Raw genomic sequence first — 23,372 nt, forward strand, 5'->3', positions numbered from 1 at the left:
TTGATCGGGCAGAATAGTAAGCAGAACGTAAGCACTAATTAGAGGTACATTATACCTTGTTATCCTCCAATATTATTTACGAGAGGCACGTGTGCGGGACACCTCATCGAAGTAGAAGGAACGTTTTCCACGGGAGAAAAGCACGATCAAAATATGAATAAAGAGCACGGCATAGACCAACATATAGACACCGACTGTTCCTAGGGAAAGCAATATTTGATAAGGCCGGAGCATAACATCCTCATTACTGGTGAAGGCATAATCATTGACCCAGCGGATGATTGTAATCACGAACCAAGGCGTGTAAAGTGCGACAAATCTTTTGAATAACGATTCACTGGTAGGTGTGCCGGTCTGACGATTCACATAGCGGAATCGCAAGATGGCCGAGCCTGGAGTTACCCCATTTCGCACCCAAGGGATGAAGAACAGCACAATGACCATAGCAATGGATGTACTTAGCGCATCACTGATCACATCAGACGCTGTAAAGATGGAGATTAGATTCGAAAGGAAGACAACAATGATTCCATCAATAATTAACGCGAGCAATTGAGGCATAGCATACACTCGGTTTTGCTCCACGATCTGTTCACTCTTCGCCTGAATGCTTGCACGTGATGGGAATAAAGCAAGCAGGATGGGCGCTGTGAAGAATCCAATGACTGCTCCCGAAGTATTCAATAACAGATCATCTACATCGAACAGGCGGTAAGGACAATTGTAATACCCGTAGAATCCGGTGATTTGAGTGATTTCGAAGAATAGGGAAAGCCCTAATCCACCAAGCAGGGCGTACTTCCAGAATGATCTCTTTTGAAAAAAATAACGGATATATACACCCAGCGGCATGAGAAGCAGGACGTTAAATAGAACTTGCAGAAAGGCTCTGCCCTGAATCATGCTGAGATAGCTGGAAGGCTGAGACCATACAACAGGTGTTTCCTTCATGATGTCTTTGACAAAAGTGAATGGAACCAGATTGTAGTAGATCGTGTCAGCGGCTTGCTGCGCACAGGTATCTCGCGTAGTCGGAAAAGGGAGAATGACGAGGCAATAGGCGGCCAGAATATAAAAGATAAACGAAAAGCTGATGCCAAACCGCGACCAGCTGAAGAAGCCGTCTTTACGATACCCATAGATTAACCACGGCACCAGCAAAAACATGGCCGCAACAACAAAGATAAAAAAAGCCGTTTGCACAGGGAAAACATATGAGGACATGAGTAGGCACTCCTTTGATATCAAAAAATATTGTGAATTTCACCAGAATTCATGCATTTGTAGTGCGTATCTAATAGTTACATCATAAGTAGTTACCCTTAAAGTGAGGGATGCCTGAACCTTAAATTTGGTTTAAATCCATTCATGCAGTGAGCAAGCGTATGGAACATGCCGCCGAAATCCCGTATACTTGCGGGAAAGCCAATCGTAGAATGGAGAGTTTAATACATATGTCTAATTTGCCTAACTGCCCGAAATGTAATTCTGAGTACACGTACGAGGATGGTAACCTGTTGGTTTGCCCGGAGTGCGCGCATGAATGGTCTCCAGAAGGGGAAAATGAGAGTGCAGAGGATGCAAAAGTAATCCGTGATGCCAACGGAAATGTGCTAAGTGATGGGGATACCGTTACCGTCATTAAAGATCTGAAGGTTAAGGGTAGCTCGCTCGTGGTCAAACAGGGCACGAAGGTGAAGAATATCCGCCTGATTGATGGGGATCATGATATTGATTGCAAGATCGACAGCTTGGGTGCAATGAAGTTGAAGTCTGAGTTTGTGAAAAAGATATAAGATCAGATTGAGAAACGTTCAGTTCCGCATTCAATGGGAATTGAACGTTTTTTTGTTTGACAGGAAATATTTAGTAGATATATACTGGTTGGAATTTAATTTTGAACATGGTTAGGTGGTCTACATATAAGAAAGGGCAGGTGTCAGAGCGATGAAGAGAGATCATATTATTAAAGATCATATTATTAAATATTATTCCGGGTTTGATGAGTGGGGGAGACTGGAACGGGAACCGATTGAATTCATCATTAACATGCATTACATCAGGGAACATCTCCCCGCTACTGGTTGTATTCTGGATAATGGCGCAGGACCAGGAAAGTATGCCATGGAGCTTGCGAAGCTGGGGTATCAGGTCACTTTATCGGATCTGACACCTTCCTCCGTGGATACTGCGAGGCAAAAGGCTCAGGAGTTTGGTTTGGCACAGCAATTCGATGGGTTCCATGTTCTCGATGCCACTTCTCTCTCCGGTGTGGCTGACGAGACTTATGATGCGTCCCTCATGCTGGGGCCTTTGTATCATCTGCAGACAAACGAAGAGCGCACGGCTGCTGTACGGGAGTTGTACCGTGTGACCAAGCGAGGGGGCGTGGTGTTTGTAGCCATGCAGAGCCGAATGCGCATGAGTATCAATTCGCTGCAATCCCCGCAGCACTGGAAACCGAATGATAACATGGCAGCAATCCGTTCTTTTGTGGAAAAGGGCATATTCGATCATCAGGATCAAGGACGATTTACGGGAGCATACTATTTTAATATTCAGGACGTTACGCCCTTCATGGAGCAACATGGATTTGAAACCGTTGATTTGATTGGTTCATCCAGCCTTAGAGCGATGCTCACGGACGAGCAGCAGCAATACTGGAAAGAGCGTGGCGAGTATGATGAACTCATGCAATATATGATTGAAGCCGCCAAAGACCCATCCATATTGGGAATCTCGTCTCATTTGCTGTACATCGGGAGGAAGAAATAATCATATAAGTACCCCCTGGAAACAAGGGGTACTTGTGTTTTTCATCAAAATAGTTCAATATTAAGATATAACAAAAGGTGATCTACTTACAATAGGTTAGATGAACAACGGATCGCTTCATACCAGGGAGGAACAGACAATGGAAATCGGAATTAGTACATTTGTGGAGACAAACCCGGATGTAAAAACAGGAGAACTTATCAGTCATGCGCAGCGCATTCGCGATGTTGTTGAAGAGATTGTTTTGGCAGATCAGGTGGGTCTGGATGTATACGGCGTGGGAGAACATCATCGTGCTGACTACGCTGCTTCATCACCAGCTGTCATTCTGGCTGCTGCAGCTTCACAGACCAAGAATATTCGCTTGACGAGTGCGGTAACCGTGCTGTCGTCGCATGATCCGGTACGGGTATATCAAGATTTTGCTACACTGGACGGTATTTCGAACGGGCGTGCAGAGATTATGGCAGGGCGGGGATCATTTATCGAATCGTTCCCACTGTTCGGCTATGATCTGAACGACTACGATGAGTTATTCGACGAGAAACTGGATTTACTGCTCAAGCTGCGTGATTCGGAAAAAGTAACCTGGGAAGGCAAACACCGCCCTTCCTTTAACAATCTGGGCATCTACCCGCGCCCGGTACAGGAAAAACTTCCGGTATGGATTGGCAGTGGTGGTAATCAGGAATCGGTTGTTCGTGCAGGACTGCTTGGTTTGCCACTGGTGCTTGCCATTATTGGTGGCCGTCCGGTGCAATTCGCACCACTGGTGGAACTGTACAAGAAAGCAGCTGCACATGCAGGACATGATGCTTCCAAGCTGACCGTTGCTTCTCACTCTCACGGCTTCATTGCCGATACAACAGACGAAGCGGTGGAGAAATTCTTCCCGCCAGCGCAAGCGGTCATGAACATACTGGGCCGTGAACGTGGATGGGGACACTACAGCCGTGCAACATTTGATGCGGCGCGTAGCCTTGAGGGTGCTTTGTACGTGGGTGATGTGGAGACGGTAGCTCAGAAAATTATTTACCTGCGCAAAGAAGTCGGGATTACACGCTTCATGTTGCATACCCCTCTCGGCACCATGCCGCATAACGAGGTGATGAGAGCGATCGAATTGCTCGGTAAAGAAGTTGCTCCAATCGTGCGCAAGGAAATTGCACGTTGGGAAGCTGAGAACGAAGAGGCACGTTAATCGACTGAAACCGTTACGGAACTAGATAGAGTCAACCAAATAAAGGAGCATGACCTAGGCGTATTACGCCAATGGGTCTGCTCCTTTTTTCGTTTATCTTCTAAAGGTATCTAAAACAGCACAGATTTAATGCTTATCCATTCGCAGATGTACTCACAAGGGAGTGTATAACCATCGACAACGTATGATCATAGAGGGTTTTGGCAGCTTCTTCGCTCTCAATATGCCCTCCCAGGTACAGATGAATAACACCGTGTAAGGGGGCCCAGATCATTCGTACCGCAAGCAGGGGATCTTGCACCTGAAGCATTCCCTGTTCAATCGCTATCTCCACCAAAGCAGACACTTGCTTCAGTGCAGTAGCTGTTCCTTGTAAGGTCTCTCCATCTGGTTTGAACTCGGAAAAAGATCCTCCAAACATCAGCTGATAGAAGCTGGATTGAGAAATGCCGAAGTCCCAGTAGACGTAGGCCAGATCACGGAAATATTGTTCGAACGATGCCTGCCGGGGTATAGTTTCAAATCGCTGGGCCATAAGGGAGCATCCCTCTAGATATAGATGTTTGGCTAACCCTTCTTTTTTGCCAAAAAGGTTATATATGATTTTGGTGGAGCACTCCATGCGTTCAGCTACACGGCGTACCGTGACGGCTTCTGGTCCATGCTCTTGCAGTAAAGCGGCAGCAGCATGCACAATATTTTGCCGCAGATTATCCGAGTGCTGGAGTCTGGCTTCCTGAAAGGTTGTTACCGTATGTGCAGATTCTGTGGAACCCGAATTAAGATCCTTCATTGATTTCATCCTCGTAACCGTATTGTTGTTGAACAGAAACTACGTTTCCTTTTCTTAAGGTCATTCTACTGTTTTACGCCGGATGACGTCAATTTAATCCGAATTTAATAAGTAAGAACCCGTTCTAGATTCAAATTTAACAAATGTATTTGACAGCATCATGAATTTTGGTTACGATGATTCCATGAAGAAACAATGTTTCCAAGTGAAAACAAGTGTTCAAATTATTCATAGAGGATGGATGAGAGATGATAAAGGAACAGCGTCAATGGGTACTTATTACAGGTGCTTCTTCAGGTATTGGGGAAGTTTTTGCACTCGAAATGGCTTCCAAGGGTAAAAATATTGTGCTGGTGGCCAGAACAGAATCCAAACTGAATCAATTGGCAGAACGTATAGAACGTGCATATCAAGTAAGGGCTGAGGTAATCGTATCGGATTTGTCTCAAGTCGATGCACCTCAGAGGGTATATGAGGAATGTCAGAATCGGGGAATACACATCGATATGCTGATCAACAATGCGGGATTTGCTACTCATGGATTATTTGAACAGGTAGATGGTTCCCGGCAGCAGGAGGAAATTATGTTGAACGTGCTCGCCTTGACAAACATGACACATCTTTTCTTGCCAGGCATGTTACAGAAGCGTAATGGTGCTGTCATTAATGTCTCTTCGACGGCTGCCTTTCAACCTGATCCGTATATGGCTGTGTATGGAGCAACGAAGGCATTTGTACTTTCTTTTACAGAGGCATTATACGAAGAAAACAGGAAGCGTGGCGTTCAGTTTTTGGCACTATGCCCAGGCTCAACCGAGACTTCGTTCTTTGATGTGGTGGGCGCTGATGAAGCCTCGGTGGGTAAACGTGATACACCTGAGCATGTCGTGGCGGTGGCCATGAGAGCACTCGAGTCAGGCAAACCTTATGCTGTGCCGGGGGCCGGTAATTACTGGACAGCGCAGTTCACCCGCCTCGTGCCACGCAAGTTGATGTTGCGAATTGTAGGAAGTATGCTCCGTCCACGTTCCAAGGATGGTAAAGCAGAAAAAATACAAGCCTGATTAGTGGTATAGGGTAAAAGCTTTAGGCCAAAATGCCTTTAGCCCGAGCTTCCTTTATCCAGCTTGGAAATTCAGTGAGCAGACGATCGTACAATTCTTCATCGCTGATCTTGGAGATGTCGTCGAGAGCAAAAAAGTCAGCATTATCGATGAAACGTCCAGTCATATCATCGAGTTTCTCAAGGATACCGTAATTGGCTTGTCCTAGGCCAACGAATTGCCAGAATAGGTTTTTGGTTGAGCTTTCGGTAATAAGCCGCATGATTTTCCCTTTTTGACTGACCCCGCCATCGCTAAAAAAGATAATATACGTTGGAATCTTCACATCGGGTTCCTCGATCGTATATTTGCGAATGACATCCTGCATCACAGGAGGTTCGTTATTGGTACCGCCTTTGCTTCCCAGCGTATATGTGCGTTCAATATAATTCTCGAAACCCCTGGCGGTGACGCTAGGTGCACGCAAGAAGTCTTTGGCGAAGAACCAGACGTCCAACTCTCCGTTATCATCAAACGCTGATGCAATCGCCAGGATACGCTCGAAGGCTTCTTGCACGATGCCTTTGCGATACAGATGGTACATGGAGCCTGATGCATCAAATACAACGGCAACACGTGCCTGTATAGGTTCGATCTTTTTCTTTTGCAGAGACAGGGTTACTTTACGCTTGAGGAGATCGATCTTGGTCAGGTTAAGCGGCGCATGATTCGTGTTTGGTGCAGCATCAGGTACCAAGACTTCTGGAGAGGCGGCTGCCACTTCAGCTTGTGCCGTGAGAAGAACCTGTTCGGCTTCCGAGGTGTCGTTACTCTCAATTTCAACACCGAATGACTCTGCCAGCGGCTGCAATCCACCAAAGAAACCTCGTCCAATCGCACGAACTTTGAACCCGTCACGATACTTATAGATTTCAATAAAAATAAGAGCTGTTTCCGCAGTGACCTGCGTGATTTCATAGGTGATCTGCTGGGAACCCGCTTGTACAATCGCCTGACATGCCTGAACATCGGCGAATGTGCCTCCCGCATCCAGAGTAGCCGTAAACACACATTTTTCCACAGGGGCCTGCCGTAATTGATTTGTATCCAGTACAAAAGAGGATTTCAGTTCCTCTGCCTGTTGCAGAAGCACACTTTGATGGGGATCGGCCTTCTGATTATAAAATACAAAATAGTCGTCAGATGGGACTTTTCCCTCTTCGTTCACCATAAAGCAGCTAACATCCAAGGGAGAAGGAGATGATGTACATTGAATGGTTACCTGAAGTTGGGTGAATTCGTTAATACTGATATTCTGGCCTGTGTTTAAGTGGATGAACGAATCTGTCATAATTGGATGCGCCTCTCTTCTCCAATATAATGGTTGAAAATGTACAGTAACAAAATCGATTCTGAGACAAATGTTTCCATAAGTCAATCTTTTTACCGTTGTTCCTACGCCTCATCAGACTCGTACTTTTCCCGATGCTCCTTCTTCATCTTCACATAGTCTGGATCCGTCTTGGCAATTTCCCATTGTGCTTTGAATATTGCCGCGGCTTCGGCCTTCACCTTATCATTCTGATAGGGTAAAATTGAGCCATCCTCCTTCGAGTATTTGCGTCCTCCTTTGTGATTTGTATACCGTCTGGCCCGTGTATAGCCCATCTGGAGAAATTTACGAGCCATATCCATACCCACGAAATCTCCCTTTTTCTTATACTCCAAAAATAGCTCATAGATCTTCTCCGATGACTCTGTCGCAATCTCGGGTGTTTTGAATCGCCAGTGTGGCAGAATCTCGCCCTTGTATGGCTCAACCATGAGAACACCCTGCTCACCCCGGCCTACAGTGTACAGCTCAGGATGTTTGCGCAGATCCAACTCATCATAATTGAGGCTGTAATCAAATTTTTTCATGTATACACCCTCCTTGATAGGGATTACCCCGATTCTGAACCAACAAGCAAGGTTAATGGGGAACAATAGAAGGAATTACACAGGAGGGGTAGCGGTATGGGAATGTCCGGCAGATATCTTGTGGTAACGAAGGAGCTAGTTGAATCCATCAAGTCAGGTGAGGTTAGTGTGCATGATTGTGCAGTTGATCTGGATATTGATAAAACGTGGCAGATGATCCAATTCACGCTGAACGGTAACTTGTTAGAAGGGGAGCCTCCCCTGGGATATGTGGTGCCTCTCGCAGGTGAGCAATACGTGGGAAACTATTCGGACATGGATCTATTTTTGCTTAGTAACGAGCAGGTGCTGGAAGCCTACATGGCATTGGAGCAGCTCACACCGGAAGAATTAAAGGAGCGGTATAGTCTGGACCAAATGATCGCTGAAGGTGTCTATCCAGTTATGGAAGATTGGGATGCGGAAGAGACATTTCAGGAGATCGTTCAGACCGTGGATGATATCCAGGCCTTGTTTCAGGCCACGGCTGCAAGTGGGAACGGGATCATCTTTTATGTTTTCTAAGTGAGCACTAAAATTATGATGGGAATTCTATGGCCGACACTGAGGCAGGTTTGAACTGTGCCTATTCGGGTTATTGATAGACACAAGGCTCAGGCCTTGATGACATGACAATCCGGTAGAAGAGAGGGAATGCGATATGACTCAGGATCAGAACGAAGAGAACAAAGCGATTCAAGAGGACGAGCCGGATCAATTCGAGACTCCCGCAACTGCGGAAGATGAAGAAACGGATGAGAAACTCGCAGAAGATCAGGAGCAAGAATAACTCCCACCATTGCATAATGAAGCAGGATGTTTTATCGAAACATACGATATGCTGAAATATAGATAGACCAGAGGTCGGACATGTTCCGGCCTTTTGGTTTATTTTTTTGCGTATCCGTTTACAAGAATTACCTATACCTTCATAATGGAAATGAACCATATTTTTCTAAGGAGGAGTTCATATTACGAATCGGAAGTTAGTCCAATGGATGGCAGTGCCACTAGTACTCTTAATGGTTGTTCTTACAGGATGTCAGGCTGTGGGTGGAGTAGACGTTGGCAAAGCAATGGCCAATGGCGCGAGTATCAAGTCCGGTGAATCCAGACAATCCATGAATATAAACATAGAACCGGCTAAGGAATTTGCTACAGAAAAAGACCTTGAAATGATCGAACTCATTAATTCCATATCCCTGGATATTGATCAAGCCAAAATGAAAGATGCGAAGACAGCATCGATCAAAGGTACACTGAGCATGGAGGGAACGAAGTTACCTTTCCACATGTCCATGAATGAGTCCCAATTGGTCATTGATCTGGACGGAGCCCAGAAACCGCTGTACATATCTCTGGATACGTTCCAGGATGCACAGGCTCTTCCGATGGTAGATACGAAGGCTCTGGAGAAACAACTCGAGGAACTTTCCCCGAAACTGTTCTCTTTTGTCCTGAAGCATCTGTCCAATCCGAAGAACATCTCCGTAACACCGGTACAGGAAACCGTGAATGGCGAAGCACTTAGCCTCTCCAAGCTGCATCTGGAGGTTAGTGGTGAAGAGATGCTTGCCATGGTTAAACCGTTCCTGACGAGTATTTCGAAAGATGAGCAGGGACTGAAAGACCTGATTGGCGATCTGTATGATGTGTTCTACCCTGTACTTGAAGCTGTGAATGAGGTTGAAGGCGGGGGAGATGAAACGCTGAATTCGATCGTTCCTGAATCGAAAGATGAAGCCGTTGCGTCTCTGTTTGCCATCATCAAAGTAGGACTGGACAGTATGCTGGTCAATTATGATCAGGAGCTGAACAACCTGTTGAATGAGACCCCTGAATTCAAAACGGTCTTTGGCACAGATACCAAACTGAAAATGGATTTTTATCTCGACAGCAAGCTGGATATTCGTAAGCAAAACTTTGAACTGAAAGTAGCGCTGCCTGCTTCTGAGGATCTGCCGGTGAACTCCGTAACTGTAAGTGGAGACAGTGAACAATGGAATATCGGTGGCACAGTTGCAGTTGATGAAGTGGATGTATCGGGCGGCGTTATGGATCTGATGAAGGATGATATTACGCCTGGACAGATGCTGCGCAATTTTGATTCCAATTCACTTGCATACCAATTGCTGAAAGATGAAGCTGGGATCACGAGTAAAAGTGTAGTGCTCTTCCCGGATGATGAATACGCCGGGGCGATCACCGTTAAGAACACAACATTTGTTCCGCTTCGCTACGTGTCTGAAGAATTGGATGCTGAAGTGAAATGGACCAAAGGCTCGAACCAAATCGTTGTCATTGACGACATCACTGGTGATGAGATTGTCCTGACCGTAGGTTCCAAGAAGGCAACCGTTGCTGGTAAAGAAGTAACCATGGTGGAATCCGCTTATGTAGGCAAGGACGGCAAGACGTATGTGCCGCTGCGCTTTGTGGCTGAATCCCTTGGAGCTACTGTAGATAAGGAACAAGAAACAGGCTGGATTTACATTGACCGTCCTTAAGTGAGACGTTGTAAGTAAGCCTTAGTATGAGAGGGGATTTCAGAGTATGCCAGATTTCTCGTAATGATCGTGAAAAGAACACCGCAAAAATTCCGTTAGACCATGAACGGGATACGTGTGTCCTTTTGACCCATTACGAGGAGCTTCGGCGTTTCTGAAATGAGGAAACGGATCGAGGAGTGCCTCTATTAGAGGTGCTCCTCTTTGTTTATGGCTTTAGCCAGTTGAGTGCGTGTAACGCGCGAAACAAAAAACCACCCGCTATGCGGGTGGAGGGACCTGAGGTTTGACCACCAAGACCATTCCGATAAAATTGAGATGTTCAGGCTCAAAGAAAGGAATGGTCTTCAATGGCAAACAAGAGCTACAGCCTAGCTCACACAAAGTGGATGTGCAAATACCACATTGTATTCACCCCGAAGTATAGACGGAAAGAAATCTATAATCAAGTGAGAAAAGACTTAATCGAAATTTTTAGACGTCTATGTAAGTACAAGGGAGTAGAAATTATAGAAGGTCATATGATGCCCGATCATGTTCACATGTTGGTAGCGATTCCACCGAAAATAGCTGTCTCAACGTTCATGGGATATCTAAAGGGAAAAAGTTCGCTCATGATCTTCGAGAAGCATGCCCAGCTCAAGTATAAATACGGCAATCGAAAGTTTTGGGCAGAAGGGTACTATGTGAGTACAGTGGGTCTAAATGAAGCAACGGTAAGAAAGTATATTCGTGAGCAAGAAGCACATGATCAAGCGTTAGATAAGCTGAGTGTAAAAGAATACGAAGATCCATTCAGCAGTAATCGGAGCAAAAAGAAGTAAGACCAGTTTAACTGGTAAGTGAAAGTGACAAATAACACTGAGCCTGAACAGCCCTGCTGTCAGGCTAGCGTCTTTAGGCGCAGTTTGGCAACAGGGGGTTATACCCCAAGAGCAAACCACCCGTTGGACGGGTGGTCCTGATTGTATCATCCTAAATAAATCCCCAGAGGTGTTGTATATGCAAAGTCAATTATTCATCCATTCAAACTCAATTACGCTGCGTCCATTTACGCTTGAAGATCAGGCTGCCGTGTATGCATTAACCCAACAACCTGAAATCACAGACATCCTGCCCGATTGGAAGATGACCGAGGAGCAGTTGCGCGAATTTTTACAATTTGTCGTTGGCAGTTACGAACAGTTCAACCCGGAAGATGTACACATCCTGCTTGCCGTTGTACACAATGAAGATCAGCGCATCATCGGTTGGTGTGGCGTGTTTCCAAATGACATGCTGGATGGTACTGACCGCGAGGTGGCCTACGCCATCTCCCGGGATTACCGGAATAAAGGATATATCTCGGAGGCGGTGCATGCCCTAACAGCATATTTATTTGAGCATACCTTGTTGGATCGCATCGTGGGCATTGTGAAGCCGTTCAACCAGCCGTCACGCAAAGTTCTGGAGCATGCGGGGTTTCGTTATGTCTCTCGCAGGAAACTTGTGGACCAGGAGAACTACGATTATTTTGAACTGCTCAAAGTAAAGTCCGCACCAGTGCAACCGAAGCAGGTACATTCTGAAATTCGCTTACGACGAGCGCAGCAAGAAGATGCTGTTGTACTTACAGAGATTTGCACTCGTGCTTTTGATCATGCCATAAAAGTCTGGGCGGATAATGAGAAGGATATCGATAACAATCTATGCCCGCCTGATTATTCGTCAGTTCGCATGCATCGTTACGTGATCCGTGAATGGGATTATTATGTTGTAGAATCAGATGGATGCGCTATTGGCGGAGTGAGTGTTAACGTGCTTGGACGAAAACATGCCAGGATCGATAAGATCTATATTGATCCCGTATGCCAGGGCCGTGGCGTGGGAACTCAAGTCATGAGGTTTATTGAGGCTGAATTTCCGCAGATTGAAATCTGGAAGTTGGAGACCTCAGGTCGGCAGCTGGAGAATCATCATTTTTACGAAAAAATGGGATATGTTTGTATCTATGCATCTGAGGATGAGTTTGTATATGAGAAGAACATGTCCGTTGATTCTTTTGATCCAACATGTGATGAGACATTATCCAAGCACTCGGGTGAGTCAAAGGTGGTTGAATATGTTCAAGCTAATCTGGACTCGGTTCGTTACAGCACCAGTAATCTGACGAATAGTCGGATTACCGACTGCAACCTGAGTGGAAGCAAATTTACCAATCTAAATATGACCAATATATTGCTAGCTGATTTACGCTTAACCGACAGCAAGATTGAATTCTGTGCTTTGGATGGCGTTCATTTCCAGGACACACACCTTGGATCTGACCGTGTACCTATGCAGTGGGCACATTGTGATCTTGGGGGAAGTCGTTTTATCGATTGCGATCTATCTGGGGTTCAGTTGGAACAGTGTCAAGTGGCTGGGATGAAGATCAACGGAGTAGAGGTAGAGAAGCTGCTTGCGGCTTATGAGGCTATGAAATCCTGAAAGGCGCCTCGTGCTTTCCTCTTGTCAGGTGAAGCACCGTTTATCAATGGAGCTATTATTCCAATCGATGGTGCGCAGTCAGCCAAATATTGATCCCATAATCATCAACAGCACATCAATGCGACATAGATATATACTGAAGAACGCCCGTTTCCGCCAATGTGCGGAGTAGGGCGTTCTTTTTGGTGTGAAATTTGAGATAGCACATCATCCTGAGGTTAAGTGTGCTGTAGAATCTGTAGCTTTTTGCTAAATCCGGTGCTCCCGGCTGTAAAGCCCATCTGGCGATAGAATTGATGTGCAGCTTCACGTTCCGGGCTATTGGCACTGTTCAGAGACAGAGAATCCACGTTATGCGTGGCTGCCCATTGCTCAGCTTCAAGAATGAGCTGACGGCCGATGCCTGAGCCTCTGAACTGGTCGTGTACAACCAATGCCAAGATACGGCAGTGTCTTCCGTTTTTTTCATATAGAAAAGACGTCTGTAATCCGATCAGTCCAACTACACGTCCGCGTGCTTCAGCAACCAGTGTAGTAAAGTTTGCGTCCGCAGAGATATGGGTATAGCGCTCTTCCATCTCGGCGTAAGTGGTGGGATAACCAAGTTGGTCCATCAGAATGACCATATCTTGCAGATCGGTAGTGGAACTATGTCTAATCGTCACATCCAGGCTCATAATGTTGTATCCTCCTTGGGTCTTTCCTTCAATGAAAGTTCAATAATGGTATCCAGCAGCTCTGCAAAAGAAATGCCTGCAGCAGCTGCACTTTTGGGCAGCAGACTGTTACGGGTAAGACCCGGCAGCGTGTTCACTTCAAGCACATACGGCATGCCTTCCCGAATCATCATATCCACGCGCGCGTAGACACTGCATTTGAGCACCTGATAACAGGCCAAGGCCGCGGCTTCAACGCGATGGTGAAGGTCCAGAGGCAATTGCACAACCTGCTCATCGGCCCCGTGGTCATCATATTTGGAAGAATAATCGAAAAACTCCGCGTTCGAACGAATGGAGATCACCGGCAGCATCTTACCATCCAGAATGGCACAGGTAATCTCTTCACCTTCGATATACTGTTCAATCATGACTGTATCATCCCAGGCGAGGGCAGCCTCTACAGCAGTCGGTAGGGCGGAAGCTTCCTTCACCACTTGGGTACCAATGCTGGAACCACCTGAATTGGGTTTGACCACCACGGGGTACGTTAATTGTTGAACAGCAATAGAGGATAGTTCCTCCATATGGCTCACTCGCAGCCATTCTCCAGTAAGTACACCCGCATGCTGCATGAGCTGTTTGGACATGTCTTTATCCATGCATACACTGCTTGCCAGCACACCACAGCCTGTGTAGGGAATACCCAGAGATTCTAATGTGCCCTGGACAGTACCGTCTTCGCCGTATTTGCCATGCAGGGCAAGCAGTGCCACATCGATCCCCGCTGACTTGTCGATTAGATCGCGCTTGGTATTCAGCTCAATGGGTATAACCTCGTATTTGTCTCTATTCAGGTTTGCAATCATCTCCTGTCCGGTGAGCAGGGAAATATCCCGCTCTGAAGATGTACCGCCCATAATCACGCCAACTTTCATGTGAAATCCTCCTTATCTCATTTGAGCTGCTGTCTCGCCAATGATGCGAATGCCTTTACGTATATTCTCATCGCTCACTCTGGAGAAACCCAGACGCATCGTGTTTACACCCTGACCGGGTTCCAGATAGAAGGTATCCCCTGGTGTGAACGTTACACCTTTTCCTTTACAGGCCGCCAGCAGATCACGGGTTCTGTATTGGGAAGGGAACTGCACGAACAGATGCAGACCACCCGCACCGGAAATCCGGCACATTGGCAGATGCTGCTTCAGGCAACGCACAACCAATTCATATTTTCGCTTATACTCTGTGCGAGCACGCTTCAAATATTTCTCGAAATTACCGTTGCTCAGATATTGATACAATAACGATTGGTCCAGCGTGGAGGTATGGATGCTGCGTGCCCGTTTCATACTCTCCAGATAATCAATCAGCGCCGCATCCGCAATAATCCAACCTACCCGCAGACCTGGGAACAGGACTTTGGAGAAGCTGCCCAGATACACCAGTCCATTGCCTTTGCCCATGCTGGCGATCAGGGGAGATACGTGGGAACCGGAATAGCGCAATTCTTCGTTGAATCCATCCTCAATGATGGGAACCTGATACTTGTTCATCAACCGGATGATCTCTACCCGTTTCGCAGGGGACGTCACAATCCCGGTTGGATTGTGATAGGATGGCACGAGATATGCCAGATCATATGGACTTGCCTCAAGTTCATGTTCCAGTTGCTTCAAGTCCAGGCCATCCGGCTCCATATTCACACCGGTCAGGTGGAACTGGTGTAATTTTAGATTTTTGATCGCAGTGTGGTGCGTTGGATTCTCGCAGAGCGCTTTTCCGCTTTTTTTGCGCAACGCTCCAAGAACCAGATCGAAACCTTCCGTGAATCCGTTGGTGATTAGGATGTCCTTGCCACGGAGATCGACACCTTTGTTCTCCATATAACGTAGTAAATAGTTCATCAGCGGTCTGTATCCCTGCGCATATCCGTAATTCAGCAGTACTTCGCCTTCAAGTGACATGCGATCCAGAAAAGCCCGTTTCACGTTGTGCAGATCAAACAGCTTTTCATCCGGTGCTATGCTGGTAAACGATATCTCGCCGCGCTCTGCTCCGGAGCCATGCTTCATCAGATCGTACTGTTCTGCCTGAATGGCATACTCGCTTACCTCTGTCGTCCAGTCCAGTCTCCAGCTTGCTGCTGCCTCAGGTGTTTCGATGGAGGCACTGACGTAATTGCCCTTGCCTTTGACTGCATAGATCAGACCTTCATCTTCAAGCTCGGCATAAGCGAGCAGGACCGTGCTGCGACTAACCTTCATGAGTGTACTGAGTTCACGGGTCGAGGGCAGCTTTTGTTTGGCTTGCAGGCCGCCTTTGAGCATCAATCGCTTCATATAATCTTTGACTTGTATATATACAGGGCGGTCCTCCGTCAGTTGCAGATCGGAATACATCCCATCACTCCCTCTATTGGTATCTTGCCATATTATAAACCCAACAGAAAGAACCACGATACCTCTGTTTCCCTGAGCGTGTGGTTGCTTGTTCGCACAAACGCAAAAAAGCCCTGGCAGTATGCCGGGGCCTTGTGGTGAAACTTGATCCATTTTCTATAGTACTGCTGCTATAATTTCTACAGTTGTATTGCATGACTAGTCTCTCTAGGATCGATAGCTATCTGACCTTCTACGTGTGTCTATTAACTTCAGTACGACTATAATTGCAGGCTTTCTAGGTGATACTTAAAATCTACAGTGAATCATGAATCTAGGTCTTTCTAGGTTTGCTTGCTGCAAGGGTCGATTAGATGATGAATCCACAATCTATAAGCTAGGGTTCTTGCTAACTGTACTCTTGTCGTGATCACGTAACAGAATTCAGCATGAAAAAGAGTTTCAATCATAGGGTACAATAGACGGAGGTAGATATAAAGACGTATGTCTCAGTGCCCAATTTCTTCCTCATACCCCTATAGTACCACTTTGAATCAGGGAAGTTAACCTTTTTTTTGAAATATTTGTCGTAATAGCGAAAATTGCGTGAATTGTACTTCATATAGAATGAAATGGTGTCCGTTTATAATATGTGATAGGATGTAAACCTATAGATAATGAGGAAGTGAGCCTATTGATTAATATTACCGTGCCAACACCGGATGTAACCATTACAAAGCAGGTTGATCCACAGCTTAGCCACATTTATGGATTTACTGATTTTCACCTGATTACCCGGGAACTAGGCGGGATTTTCATGTTTTACAATGCCGCTGGAGAGTTGTTATTTGTCGGGAAAGCGCGTAAATTAAGACCACGTATCAAAAAGCATTTTGAAGACACGGTATCACCAATTAAGAATCACCGCGAGGAAGTAACGAAGATTGAAGTATGCCTGGTTGAAGATCCGGTAGATCGTGAAATTTACGAGACGTATATCATCAACACGATGCGTGCGAAATACAATGTAGATAAAGTCTTGTACAAATAAGACGCTTAAAAAGCACATGAACATGAAATGTCTGGGACATATGTCCTAAGTGTTGCGCCAGTGGGTAAGGATGTAATCGAAGGATTACATCCGATTCCTTCTGGTGCCATCCCGATCTTTTTGAGGGAGTAGCTTGTAGAATTTGAAACGTAGTAAACCCAAGCTTAGTATCACAGATATATCAAATACATATGAAGAGGTGATTGTGTTGATCGGTCGTAGCGGTAACCCTACACTTAAAGACAGCACGTTTGAAAACAGAGGATATGGAGAAGATCGGTATCAGAATTACATGACGATCAACGGCACGGTGAACAAAGCGTTTATTACGCTTGTGATCCTACTGGGCAGTGCATTTGCAACCTGGATGATGTTCTTTAACGGACAACAAGTAATGCCGCTTGCTTATGGCGGATTAATCGTTGGTTTCATTCTGGCACTTGTGATTTCGTTCAAACCCGTAGCGGCACCTTATTTGGTACCGGTCTATGCTGTGGCAGAAGGGCTATTCCTGGGCGCACTCTCAGCAACCTATGAGTCACTGTATAACGGAATTACCTTGCAGGCGGCCCTGTTGACCATGGCTGTATTCATCGCCCTGCTGATGGCATACAAAACCAGATTGATTAAAGCTACGGAGAACTTCAAGCTTGGGGTCGTGGCTGCAACCGGCGGTATCATGATCATGTATCTGCTGAGCTTTGTACTGAGTTTCTTCGGAATTTCGATTCCTTATCTGCATGATAACAGCTTGATCGGCATTGGTATTTCGGTCGTTATCGTCATTGTGGCTGCCCTCAATCTGGTCCTTGATTTCGATTTCATCGAGGGTGGTGCTGAACGTGGGGCGCCCAAGTACATGGAGTGGTACGGTGCATTTGGATTGATGGTTACACTGGTATGGCTGTACATTGAGATCATCCGTCTGCTTGGCAAATTGCGGAGCCGGGACTAGTCCTACTCAATACGTCAGATAGACGTAAACGGAGTGTGAATTTAAAGCTAAAAAGCTAACGCGTGATACTCACGTCGTTAGCTTTTTTGATTAACGTTAGCAAGATTCTTCTAATGGAAGCCTCTTACAAAACTCAACTGATTCCAATTCGTTGAGGCCCAGCACCACTCTATACTAACGCTGTATACAGATCCTCCAAGGTGATGATCTCGGGCTGGTTCGGCAGTTCTCCCCCAGCCGAACATGCCGCAAGCATATGTCCATCATCCAGTCGCTGACTGTGAAAGCGATAGCCCCCGGCCTGCTCGCAATGCCAATCTTCCCGCTCATTGGGAAGGATGGCGAAGGAGTCCAGAGGTATGGACAAGCCCATACCTACTGCCTTGATATAACTTTCCTTCAGCGTCCATAGACGGTAGAAGGTTTCCAGCCGAAGATCGTCAGGCTCGGCGGCCAAGAACTGGCTCTCCTTAGGAGAGAAGAAACGCTCTGCAATCTGCATGTCAATTGGAGCTATTTTTTCCACATCCACGCCCAGTTCATCTGTACTGCCAGAGATTAGAGCAATCCAATCACCAGAATGGGAGACGTTGAATTGTACATCTGAATGGTGACTGAGTGAAGGTTTGCCGTAGGAATTACGGGTAAAAGAAAGCTCAGCAGGTCTCAGTCCAGTTAACTTGCTCAAAGTCACACGGGTCAATATCTCTCCCAGCACGGAGCGATACGCGTCAGCCTGACGCACAAAACGTGAAGCCTGGGCACGACGCTCGGCAGAAACTTGCGACAGCAATTGGTTCCAGTACGCCTCGGGCAATACTTCTGGAACTTGGAGCACACGAATAGTTAGCATCATTAATCACCTGAGTACGTATTCGGCGTGGATCAATAACTTTCCTTTATATGGAACGGGCCCTCAACTCTTCCTCCTAAATCATCACTATACGGATGCCCCTAACAAGAAAGCCGGTTGTCTCGCTTTTAATGTTAAGGCCTCAGGTTCTTCATCCTCCTCTTCATGCTTCCTGTACTCGTTTCCATTCCGTATGCGCAGCCTGTACTCGTTCCCACATGTCCTGGCATTCCAGTTCGCTGTAGTTCACCAATGGTTCATGGAATATTTCAGTTAATACGTTACGCCATTCGGTATAACTCTGGATCTCCGTTTTCCGGATTCCTTCGATATCATGTGTTCGAAGCATACATCCACGTAGTTCATGACCGCGGATCTCATCTCGCTGACGAAGCAAAAATGCGTTATGCCAAGGTGATTCGGCCGCCCGACTGTAGAATTCATGTTTGGGAATGAACTCCCCCAGATCGTGGACTACCTCGGGAGCATAGTCGACTCCTTCACTTGGTCCATTCGGCTCGTACTCAAGCCGCCATCCCCCAGCAGCAACAGATGATTGCATCAATTGGTAGGTGAATGGAGCTGAACCATAGATTCCATAACGAAGTGGCAGAGGTTCAAAGGGCATTCCGCCGAGACCTACATCCACAATCCAGCGTTCAACTGTCGGGTCAGCATCCGGCAAAAGGACAGACAGACCAAGATGAAATGAGTTCACACGGGGTTGTTCCCCATGAGGCTGTACTCCCCCGCGATGCCAATCAACCGTATAACCCAGCGAGCGGAGAAGAACACTAAATGCACCATTTAGATGAAAACAGTAGCCGCTGCGGCCTTGTAATATAAGTTGAATCGATTCTTGAAGACTGATTCCCGCAGGACGACCTGCAAAAATATCGACCGTTTGCCAGGATAAATATTGCACATGTGCTCGCTGGAGTTCAAATAAGAATTCCAGTGTAGGTTCCTTTATATCATCTATGCCGATCCGTTTCAGATAGGCCTGTATTTCAGCTGTATTCAATAGTTCAATCATTCAGATCACCTCACGTCATATAGTGGACTGCAAGCGATGGTTATAAAACTTCTGCTGCCCTGAGTCCATTGTAAAAGTCAACGGGTGAAAACAACATGATCAATTGAGCCGATTGTAACGGTACAATTCATAGGATAACTTTAAAATCATCTCAAGAGATGGACATGGTTCTGATGTCATTGAAATACAATATATGGATGAGCTATTTCTTTTTCCGGGGTATGCTAACCCTTTGGAGTGGATATAGGTTAGAATATAGATAGATAGCAGGATTAGGAGATGGAAAAATGGCTAATGATGAAGTGATTTTGACACAGGAAGGCTTGGAAAAGCTGGAGGACGAACTGAAGGATTTGAAGACGGTGAAGCGTAAGGAATTGGCAGCTCGTCTGAAACTCGCGATCAGTTACGGTGACCTGAAGGAAAATAGTGAGTATCATTCAGCCAAAGATGATCAGGCCTTTATGGAGACCCGAATTTTGATCTTGGAGAAGATGCTGACAAAAGCAAGAGTCATTACTTCAGACAATATAGACTCCAACAAAGTGAGCATTGGATCGACGGTGTTGCTTAATGACATTGAGTTCGCCGAGAAGATTGAATATAAAGTGGTTGGCCCTGCCGAGGCGGATGTTGCGAATAATAAAATTTCGTACGAGAGCCCGCTGGGCAAAGAGATAATGGGCAAAGAAGTGGGCAGCGTCATTCATGTCAATGCTCCGATGGGCGTTATCAAGTACGAGTTACTTCAAATTAAAGTGTAATTCAAAAAGAGAGGTGCTCCGCAGTCATCCAAGTGGCTGAGGGGACACCTCTTTTTGATTCGATTGGGCTTTGAACGGTTGGGAATATGGATTTGTTGAAACTTCATACGGTTGGACTAACGGACTTTATCACATACTGTGTTTAAGGAACTTATGAGATGAAGATTTACGTGTATTTTATATGTAAAAAAATAACATTTCGACAAATTTCGAATTTCGAATGACCTGACAAGGTGAGTAGTATATAATTACGGGAAAACTTTAAAGTGATGGAGTAGATACGATGAATTTTAGTAAGCCTAATCTAGATCAAGACAACGCTGGCAAAGGAGAACGTTTCTCCCAAGCTGGATTTATCCTGGCGGCCATTGGTAGTTCGGTTGGTCTGGGGAACATGTGGAAATTCCCGTACATTACGGGTGAGAACGGAGGGGCTGCGTTTTTCCTGCTCTTTATCGTCTGTTTGCTGCTGATTGGTTTGCCAGTTCTTCTCGCTGAACTTGCGATTGGTCGCAGTGGCCGAGGTAGTGCAGCTACTGCTTTTATTAAAGCAGGTGGACATAAGGGATGGCTCGCGGCCGGGTTGCTGCAAGTATTAACGCCATTTATCATCCTGTCCTTTTATGTCATTATTGCGGGCTGGACATTGCATTATGCGATTACGTCTTTCAGCGGCACGTTGTTTGACAATCCGGATTATGCCGGACAATTCGGCTCCTTTGTAGGCGGGTATATGCCGATCGTGTGGCAACTGGTTTCGGTTCTGATTACAGGCTGGATTGTTGCCAAAGGGGTATCTAACGGAATCGAGAAGTTCAACAAGGTACTGATTCCAGCGATGTTGGTACTGCTCATTATCCTGATGATTCGTGCAGTTACATTGCCGGGTGCAGGAGCTGGGGTTTCCTTTTTCCTGAATCCGGACTTCTCACAGCTTACAACGGAATCCGCACTGGTAGCGCTTGGACATGCCTTCTTCTCCCTGTCACTCGGGATGGGTATTCTTGTAACCTACGGTTCGTATGTGGATAAAAACCAATCCCTCGGTGCGGCAACCGTCGCCGTTGGTGCAGGTGACCTGATCTATGCATTCATTGCAGGTCTGATCATCTTCCCAACAACATTTTCGTTTGGTATTGCACCGGACCAAGGACCTTCACTGATCTTTGTGGCACTTCCGGCGGCTTTCTCGGCGATGCCACTAGGCTTCTTGTTTGGTGGACTGTTCTTCATCCTGTTAGCTATTGCGGCATTGACTTCAGCAGTATCCTTGCTGGAAGTTCCGGTGAAATATTTCATGGAACGTTTGTCCTGGAGCCGCAGTCGTGCGGTATGGGTTATTTCACTAGCGGTCTTTATCGTGGGGCTCCCTTCGGTATTGTCGCTCGGCTTGCTGCCTGAATGGACGATTGGATCGAAGAGTGTGTTCGACTGGATGGACTTTGTAGCATCCAATATCCTGCTGCCTGTCGGTGGACTGCTTGTGACGATTTTTGCCGGATACTTCTGGAAAACGGCTGCGGAAGCTTCCGGCCTGCGTTCCGGATGGTTCCGGGTGTGGCTGTTCATGCTGCGTTATGTAGCTCCGATCCTGGTTCTGCTGGTTCTACTGCACACATCCGGTATCATTCACTTCTAATGGTGAAGGCCCGATAGGGTTAAATATGGTCTGTTGTGCAGATTTACCATGGATAAAACCTCTTGGAAGAAATGCAAAAGCCCTTGTTTTCCCTCGTCAATTTTGGGACAATACGGAGTAGAGGTTTTTTGGGTAGGACCGATAAGCCATATGCTTTCTTGCGAAAAGAGGATTATACAATGAACAAATCATCCATATATGGATTAACATTAGAGCAATTACGTTCCTGGCTGCCGGAGCACGGGCAGAAAAAATCCCGTGCATCCCGGATCTGGGAATGGTTATATCAAGAGCGTGTACACGATTTCCCCGCAATGTCCGATGTCCGTCAGGAATGTCTGGACGTTCTCTCCGAGCATTTCACCATGAACTCGCTGAGCGAACATGTGAAGCAGGAATCGGCAGATGGTACCGTGAAGTTTCTGCTTCGGATGCAGGACGGCAACCTGATTGAGACGGTATTGATGCGGCAAAAGTATGGACTTACCGTCTGTGTGACCACACAAGTGGGTTGTAACATTGGCTGTAGCTTCTGTGCAAGCGGTCTGATCAAGAAGAGTCGTGACCTGACCGCCGGAGAGATTGTGGAACAGATTATGCATGTGCAGCGACATCTGGATGCAGCGGGTCAAGACGAGCGGGTAACCAACGTGGTTGTGATGGGTATTGGTGAACCATTCGATAACTTCCAGCACATGAGTGATTTCATCGAAGTCATTAAGGATCGCAAAGGACTGGCACTTGCCGCCAAACGGATAACTGTATCCACGAGTGGCCTTCCGGACAAAATCAAGGAATTTGCAGACAGCAGTCTGCAGGTCAACCTGGCGATCTCTCTGCATGCACCTAATAATGAACTGCGTACACACATCATGAAGATCAACCGGGCTTTCCCAATCGAGCAATTGATGGATGCTGTGGATTATTATTTGGCTACAACGAACAAACGCATCATGTTTGAGTACATCCTGTTACGTGATGTTAACGATCAACGTGAGCATGCCGCGGAGCTCGCTGAACTGTTGTCCAGTCGCAGAAGTATGGTCAGTGTGAATCTGATCCCATACAACCCGGTGGATGAGCACAGTCAGTATCAACGGAGTACAGAAGAATCGATTCTGGGCTTCTATGATACGCTCAAAAAGAACCACATCAACTCCACTGTACGTATGGAACATGGTACGGATATCGATGCTGCTTGCGGACAGTTGCGCAGTAAACAAATGAAGAACAGCGCTGCCGAATCCGAGCCAGACCGTCTGGCACTGGGATAAGATACAACGCGGATCT

At 46.4% G+C, this 23,372-nt stretch carries 23 protein-coding genes; 14 read left to right on the plus strand and 9 right to left on the minus strand.

Annotated features, from left to right (window positions below; genetic code table 11):
* Nucleotides 1-72: 72 nt before the first annotated feature.
* Nucleotides 73-1,224 carry a VanZ family protein gene (locus QF049_RS24270; protein ID WP_307541191.1) on the minus strand — a complete coding sequence of 384 codons (1,152 nt, stop codon included), beginning with the start codon at nucleotides 1,222-1,224 and terminating at the stop codon, nucleotides 73-75.
* Nucleotides 1,225-1,454: 230 nt separating this feature from the next.
* Between QF049_RS24270 and QF049_RS24275 the strand changes: the two genes are divergently transcribed.
* The 3 genes from QF049_RS24275 (at nucleotide 1,455) to QF049_RS24285 (ending at nucleotide 3,976) form a co-directional block, all read left to right on the plus strand.
* The gene (locus tag QF049_RS24275; RefSeq protein WP_307541193.1) at nucleotides 1,455-1,796 is read left to right on the plus strand and encodes a zinc ribbon domain-containing protein YjdM; all 342 of its coding nucleotides are present in this window, start codon (nucleotides 1,455-1,457) and stop codon (nucleotides 1,794-1,796) included.
* Nucleotides 1,797-1,947: 151 nt separating this feature from the next.
* The gene (locus QF049_RS24280; protein ID WP_307541195.1) at nucleotides 1,948-2,775 is read left to right on the plus strand and encodes a class I SAM-dependent methyltransferase; all 828 of its coding nucleotides are present in this window, start codon (nucleotides 1,948-1,950) and stop codon (nucleotides 2,773-2,775) included.
* A 139-nt stretch (nucleotides 2,776-2,914) separates the two neighbouring features.
* Nucleotides 2,915-3,976 carry an LLM class flavin-dependent oxidoreductase gene (locus QF049_RS24285; RefSeq protein WP_036612299.1) on the plus strand — a complete coding sequence of 354 codons (1,062 nt, stop codon included), beginning with the start codon at nucleotides 2,915-2,917 and terminating at the stop codon, nucleotides 3,974-3,976.
* 133 nt (nucleotides 3,977-4,109) lie between these two features.
* Here the strand turns inward: QF049_RS24285 and QF049_RS24290 are convergent, their stop codons facing one another.
* Nucleotides 4,110-4,769, minus strand: a complete 660-nt coding sequence (locus tag QF049_RS24290; RefSeq protein WP_210109417.1) for a TetR/AcrR family transcriptional regulator — start codon at nucleotides 4,767-4,769, stop codon at nucleotides 4,110-4,112.
* A gap of 248 nt (nucleotides 4,770-5,017) precedes the next feature.
* Between QF049_RS24290 and QF049_RS24295 the strand changes: the two genes are divergently transcribed.
* Nucleotides 5,018-5,833 carry an SDR family NAD(P)-dependent oxidoreductase gene (locus tag QF049_RS24295; protein WP_307541198.1) on the plus strand — a complete coding sequence of 272 codons (816 nt, stop codon included), beginning with the start codon at nucleotides 5,018-5,020 and terminating at the stop codon, nucleotides 5,831-5,833.
* A 22-nt stretch (nucleotides 5,834-5,855) separates the two neighbouring features.
* Here QF049_RS24295 and QF049_RS24300 read toward each other — a convergent pair whose 3' ends face one another.
* Both QF049_RS24300 and QF049_RS24305 read right to left on the minus strand, forming a co-directional pair.
* A complete protein-coding gene (locus tag QF049_RS24300; RefSeq protein ID WP_307541200.1) occupies nucleotides 5,856-7,163 on the minus strand; it encodes a VWA domain-containing protein in 1,308 nt (435 codons plus the stop codon).
* 104 nt (nucleotides 7,164-7,267) lie between these two features.
* Nucleotides 7,268-7,732: a DUF4385 domain-containing protein gene (locus tag QF049_RS24305; protein WP_047840920.1), complete on the minus strand. Its 465-nt coding sequence runs from the start codon at nucleotides 7,730-7,732 to the stop codon at nucleotides 7,268-7,270.
* A 96-nt stretch (nucleotides 7,733-7,828) separates the two neighbouring features.
* Here QF049_RS24305 and QF049_RS24310 point away from each other — a divergent pair, with 96 nt between their 5' ends.
* The 5 genes from QF049_RS24310 (at nucleotide 7,829) to QF049_RS24330 (ending at nucleotide 12,747) form a co-directional block, all read left to right on the plus strand.
* Nucleotides 7,829-8,296 (plus strand): YfbM family protein, encoded by a 468-nt coding sequence (locus QF049_RS24310; protein ID WP_307541202.1) that lies wholly within the window; start codon nucleotides 7,829-7,831, stop codon nucleotides 8,294-8,296.
* A gap of 136 nt (nucleotides 8,297-8,432) precedes the next feature.
* On the plus strand, nucleotides 8,433-8,561 hold the full coding sequence (locus QF049_RS24315; RefSeq protein ID WP_017691584.1) for a hypothetical protein: 129 nt from the start codon (nucleotides 8,433-8,435) through the stop codon (nucleotides 8,559-8,561).
* Between the two features lie 208 nt (nucleotides 8,562-8,769).
* Entirely contained in the window at nucleotides 8,770-10,278 is a 1,509-nt protein-coding gene (locus tag QF049_RS24320) for a copper amine oxidase N-terminal domain-containing protein (RefSeq protein ID WP_307541204.1), read from the plus strand.
* A gap of 350 nt (nucleotides 10,279-10,628) precedes the next feature.
* The gene (tnpA, locus tag QF049_RS24325) at nucleotides 10,629-11,102 is read left to right on the plus strand and encodes an IS200/IS605 family transposase (protein WP_307536646.1); all 474 of its coding nucleotides are present in this window, start codon (nucleotides 10,629-10,631) and stop codon (nucleotides 11,100-11,102) included.
* 178 nt (nucleotides 11,103-11,280) lie between these two features.
* The gene (locus QF049_RS24330) at nucleotides 11,281-12,747 is read left to right on the plus strand and encodes a GNAT family N-acetyltransferase (RefSeq protein WP_307541206.1); all 1,467 of its coding nucleotides are present in this window, start codon (nucleotides 11,281-11,283) and stop codon (nucleotides 12,745-12,747) included.
* A gap of 218 nt (nucleotides 12,748-12,965) precedes the next feature.
* Here QF049_RS24330 and QF049_RS24335 read toward each other — a convergent pair whose 3' ends face one another.
* Genes QF049_RS24335 through pdxR form a run of 3 tightly spaced genes read right to left on the minus strand, consistent with a single transcriptional unit; the run spans nucleotide 12,966 to nucleotide 15,805 of the window.
* Nucleotides 12,966-13,424, minus strand: a complete 459-nt coding sequence (locus tag QF049_RS24335) for a GNAT family N-acetyltransferase (RefSeq protein ID WP_307541208.1) — start codon at nucleotides 13,422-13,424, stop codon at nucleotides 12,966-12,968.
* On the minus strand, nucleotides 13,421-14,341 hold the full coding sequence (locus QF049_RS24340) for a D-alanine--D-alanine ligase (protein WP_307541210.1): 921 nt from the start codon (nucleotides 14,339-14,341) through the stop codon (nucleotides 13,421-13,423). Before QF049_RS24340 ends, QF049_RS24335 begins: the two co-directional genes overlap by 4 nt.
* A 12-nt stretch (nucleotides 14,342-14,353) precedes the next feature.
* A complete protein-coding gene (gene pdxR, locus QF049_RS24345) occupies nucleotides 14,354-15,805 on the minus strand; it encodes a MocR-like pyridoxine biosynthesis transcription factor PdxR (protein ID WP_307541212.1) in 1,452 nt (483 codons plus the stop codon).
* Between the two features lie 673 nt (nucleotides 15,806-16,478).
* Between pdxR and QF049_RS24350 the strand changes: the two genes are divergently transcribed.
* Both QF049_RS24350 and QF049_RS24355 read left to right on the plus strand, forming a co-directional pair.
* Complete coding sequence (locus QF049_RS24350) at nucleotides 16,479-16,835, plus strand: nucleotide excision repair endonuclease (protein WP_076213814.1); 357 nt, start codon at nucleotides 16,479-16,481, stop codon at nucleotides 16,833-16,835.
* 208 nt (nucleotides 16,836-17,043) lie between these two features.
* The gene (locus QF049_RS24355; protein ID WP_091036514.1) at nucleotides 17,044-17,790 is read left to right on the plus strand and encodes a Bax inhibitor-1/YccA family protein; all 747 of its coding nucleotides are present in this window, start codon (nucleotides 17,044-17,046) and stop codon (nucleotides 17,788-17,790) included.
* 169 nt (nucleotides 17,791-17,959) lie between these two features.
* Here QF049_RS24355 and QF049_RS24360 read toward each other — a convergent pair whose 3' ends face one another.
* Both QF049_RS24360 and QF049_RS24365 read right to left on the minus strand, forming a co-directional pair.
* Nucleotides 17,960-18,646: a 4'-phosphopantetheinyl transferase family protein gene (locus tag QF049_RS24360; RefSeq protein ID WP_307541216.1), complete on the minus strand. Its 687-nt coding sequence runs from the start codon at nucleotides 18,644-18,646 to the stop codon at nucleotides 17,960-17,962.
* A gap of 160 nt (nucleotides 18,647-18,806) precedes the next feature.
* A complete protein-coding gene (locus QF049_RS24365; protein WP_373428364.1) occupies nucleotides 18,807-19,676 on the minus strand; it encodes an arylamine N-acetyltransferase family protein in 870 nt (289 codons plus the stop codon).
* Between the two features lie 290 nt (nucleotides 19,677-19,966).
* Here QF049_RS24365 and greA point away from each other — a divergent pair, with 290 nt between their 5' ends.
* From greA to rlmN, 3 genes are all read left to right on the plus strand, one after another.
* On the plus strand, nucleotides 19,967-20,443 hold the full coding sequence (gene greA, locus QF049_RS24370) for a transcription elongation factor GreA (protein ID WP_307541220.1): 477 nt from the start codon (nucleotides 19,967-19,969) through the stop codon (nucleotides 20,441-20,443).
* A 283-nt stretch (nucleotides 20,444-20,726) separates the two neighbouring features.
* A complete protein-coding gene (locus tag QF049_RS24375; protein ID WP_124116792.1) occupies nucleotides 20,727-22,082 on the plus strand; it encodes a sodium-dependent transporter in 1,356 nt (451 codons plus the stop codon).
* A 179-nt stretch (nucleotides 22,083-22,261) separates the two neighbouring features.
* A complete protein-coding gene (gene rlmN, locus QF049_RS24380) occupies nucleotides 22,262-23,356 on the plus strand; it encodes a dual-specificity RNA methyltransferase RlmN (protein WP_307541226.1) in 1,095 nt (364 codons plus the stop codon).
* Nucleotides 23,357-23,372 lie beyond the last annotated feature (16 nt).

This window comes from Paenibacillus sp. W4I10 (genome assembly GCF_030816325.1).
Lineage (GTDB): Bacteria > Bacillota > Bacilli > Paenibacillales > Paenibacillaceae > Paenibacillus > Paenibacillus amylolyticus_B.

What these genes read in the sequence shown, in the direction of transcription:
- QF049_RS24270 (WP_307541191.1), bottom strand. Translation starts at nt 1,224, where the DNA reads ATGTCCTCATATGTTTTCCCTGTGCAAACGGCTTTTTTTATCTTTGTT.
- QF049_RS24275 (WP_307541193.1), top strand. Translation starts at nt 1,455, where the DNA reads ATGTCTAATTTGCCTAACTGCCCGAAATGTAATTCTGAGTACACGTAC.
- QF049_RS24280 (WP_307541195.1), top strand. Translation starts at nt 1,948, where the DNA reads ATGAAGAGAGATCATATTATTAAAGATCATATTATTAAATATTATTCC.
- QF049_RS24285 (WP_036612299.1), top strand. Translation starts at nt 2,915, where the DNA reads ATGGAAATCGGAATTAGTACATTTGTGGAGACAAACCCGGATGTAAAA.
- QF049_RS24290 (WP_210109417.1), bottom strand. Translation starts at nt 4,769, where the DNA reads ATGAAGGATCTTAATTCGGGTTCCACAGAATCTGCACATACGGTAACA.
- QF049_RS24295 (WP_307541198.1), top strand. Translation starts at nt 5,018, where the DNA reads ATGATAAAGGAACAGCGTCAATGGGTACTTATTACAGGTGCTTCTTCA.
- QF049_RS24300 (WP_307541200.1), bottom strand. Translation starts at nt 7,163, where the DNA reads ATGACAGATTCGTTCATCCACTTAAACACAGGCCAGAATATCAGTATT.
- QF049_RS24305 (WP_047840920.1), bottom strand. Translation starts at nt 7,732, where the DNA reads ATGAAAAAATTTGATTACAGCCTCAATTATGATGAGTTGGATCTGCGC.
- QF049_RS24310 (WP_307541202.1), top strand. Translation starts at nt 7,829, where the DNA reads ATGGGAATGTCCGGCAGATATCTTGTGGTAACGAAGGAGCTAGTTGAA.
- QF049_RS24315 (WP_017691584.1), top strand. Translation starts at nt 8,433, where the DNA reads ATGACTCAGGATCAGAACGAAGAGAACAAAGCGATTCAAGAGGACGAG.
- QF049_RS24320 (WP_307541204.1), top strand. Translation starts at nt 8,770, where the DNA reads ATGGCAGTGCCACTAGTACTCTTAATGGTTGTTCTTACAGGATGTCAG.
- tnpA (WP_307536646.1), top strand. Translation starts at nt 10,629, where the DNA reads ATGGCAAACAAGAGCTACAGCCTAGCTCACACAAAGTGGATGTGCAAA.
- QF049_RS24330 (WP_307541206.1), top strand. Translation starts at nt 11,281, where the DNA reads ATGCAAAGTCAATTATTCATCCATTCAAACTCAATTACGCTGCGTCCA.
- QF049_RS24335 (WP_307541208.1), bottom strand. Translation starts at nt 13,424, where the DNA reads ATGAGCCTGGATGTGACGATTAGACATAGTTCCACTACCGATCTGCAA.
- QF049_RS24340 (WP_307541210.1), bottom strand. Translation starts at nt 14,341, where the DNA reads ATGAAAGTTGGCGTGATTATGGGCGGTACATCTTCAGAGCGGGATATT.
- pdxR (WP_307541212.1), bottom strand. Translation starts at nt 15,805, where the DNA reads ATGTATTCCGATCTGCAACTGACGGAGGACCGCCCTGTATATATACAA.
- QF049_RS24360 (WP_307541216.1), bottom strand. Translation starts at nt 18,646, where the DNA reads ATGATGCTAACTATTCGTGTGCTCCAAGTTCCAGAAGTATTGCCCGAG.
- greA (WP_307541220.1), top strand. Translation starts at nt 19,967, where the DNA reads ATGGCTAATGATGAAGTGATTTTGACACAGGAAGGCTTGGAAAAGCTG.
- QF049_RS24375 (WP_124116792.1), top strand. Translation starts at nt 20,727, where the DNA reads ATGAATTTTAGTAAGCCTAATCTAGATCAAGACAACGCTGGCAAAGGA.
- rlmN (WP_307541226.1), top strand. Translation starts at nt 22,262, where the DNA reads ATGAACAAATCATCCATATATGGATTAACATTAGAGCAATTACGTTCC.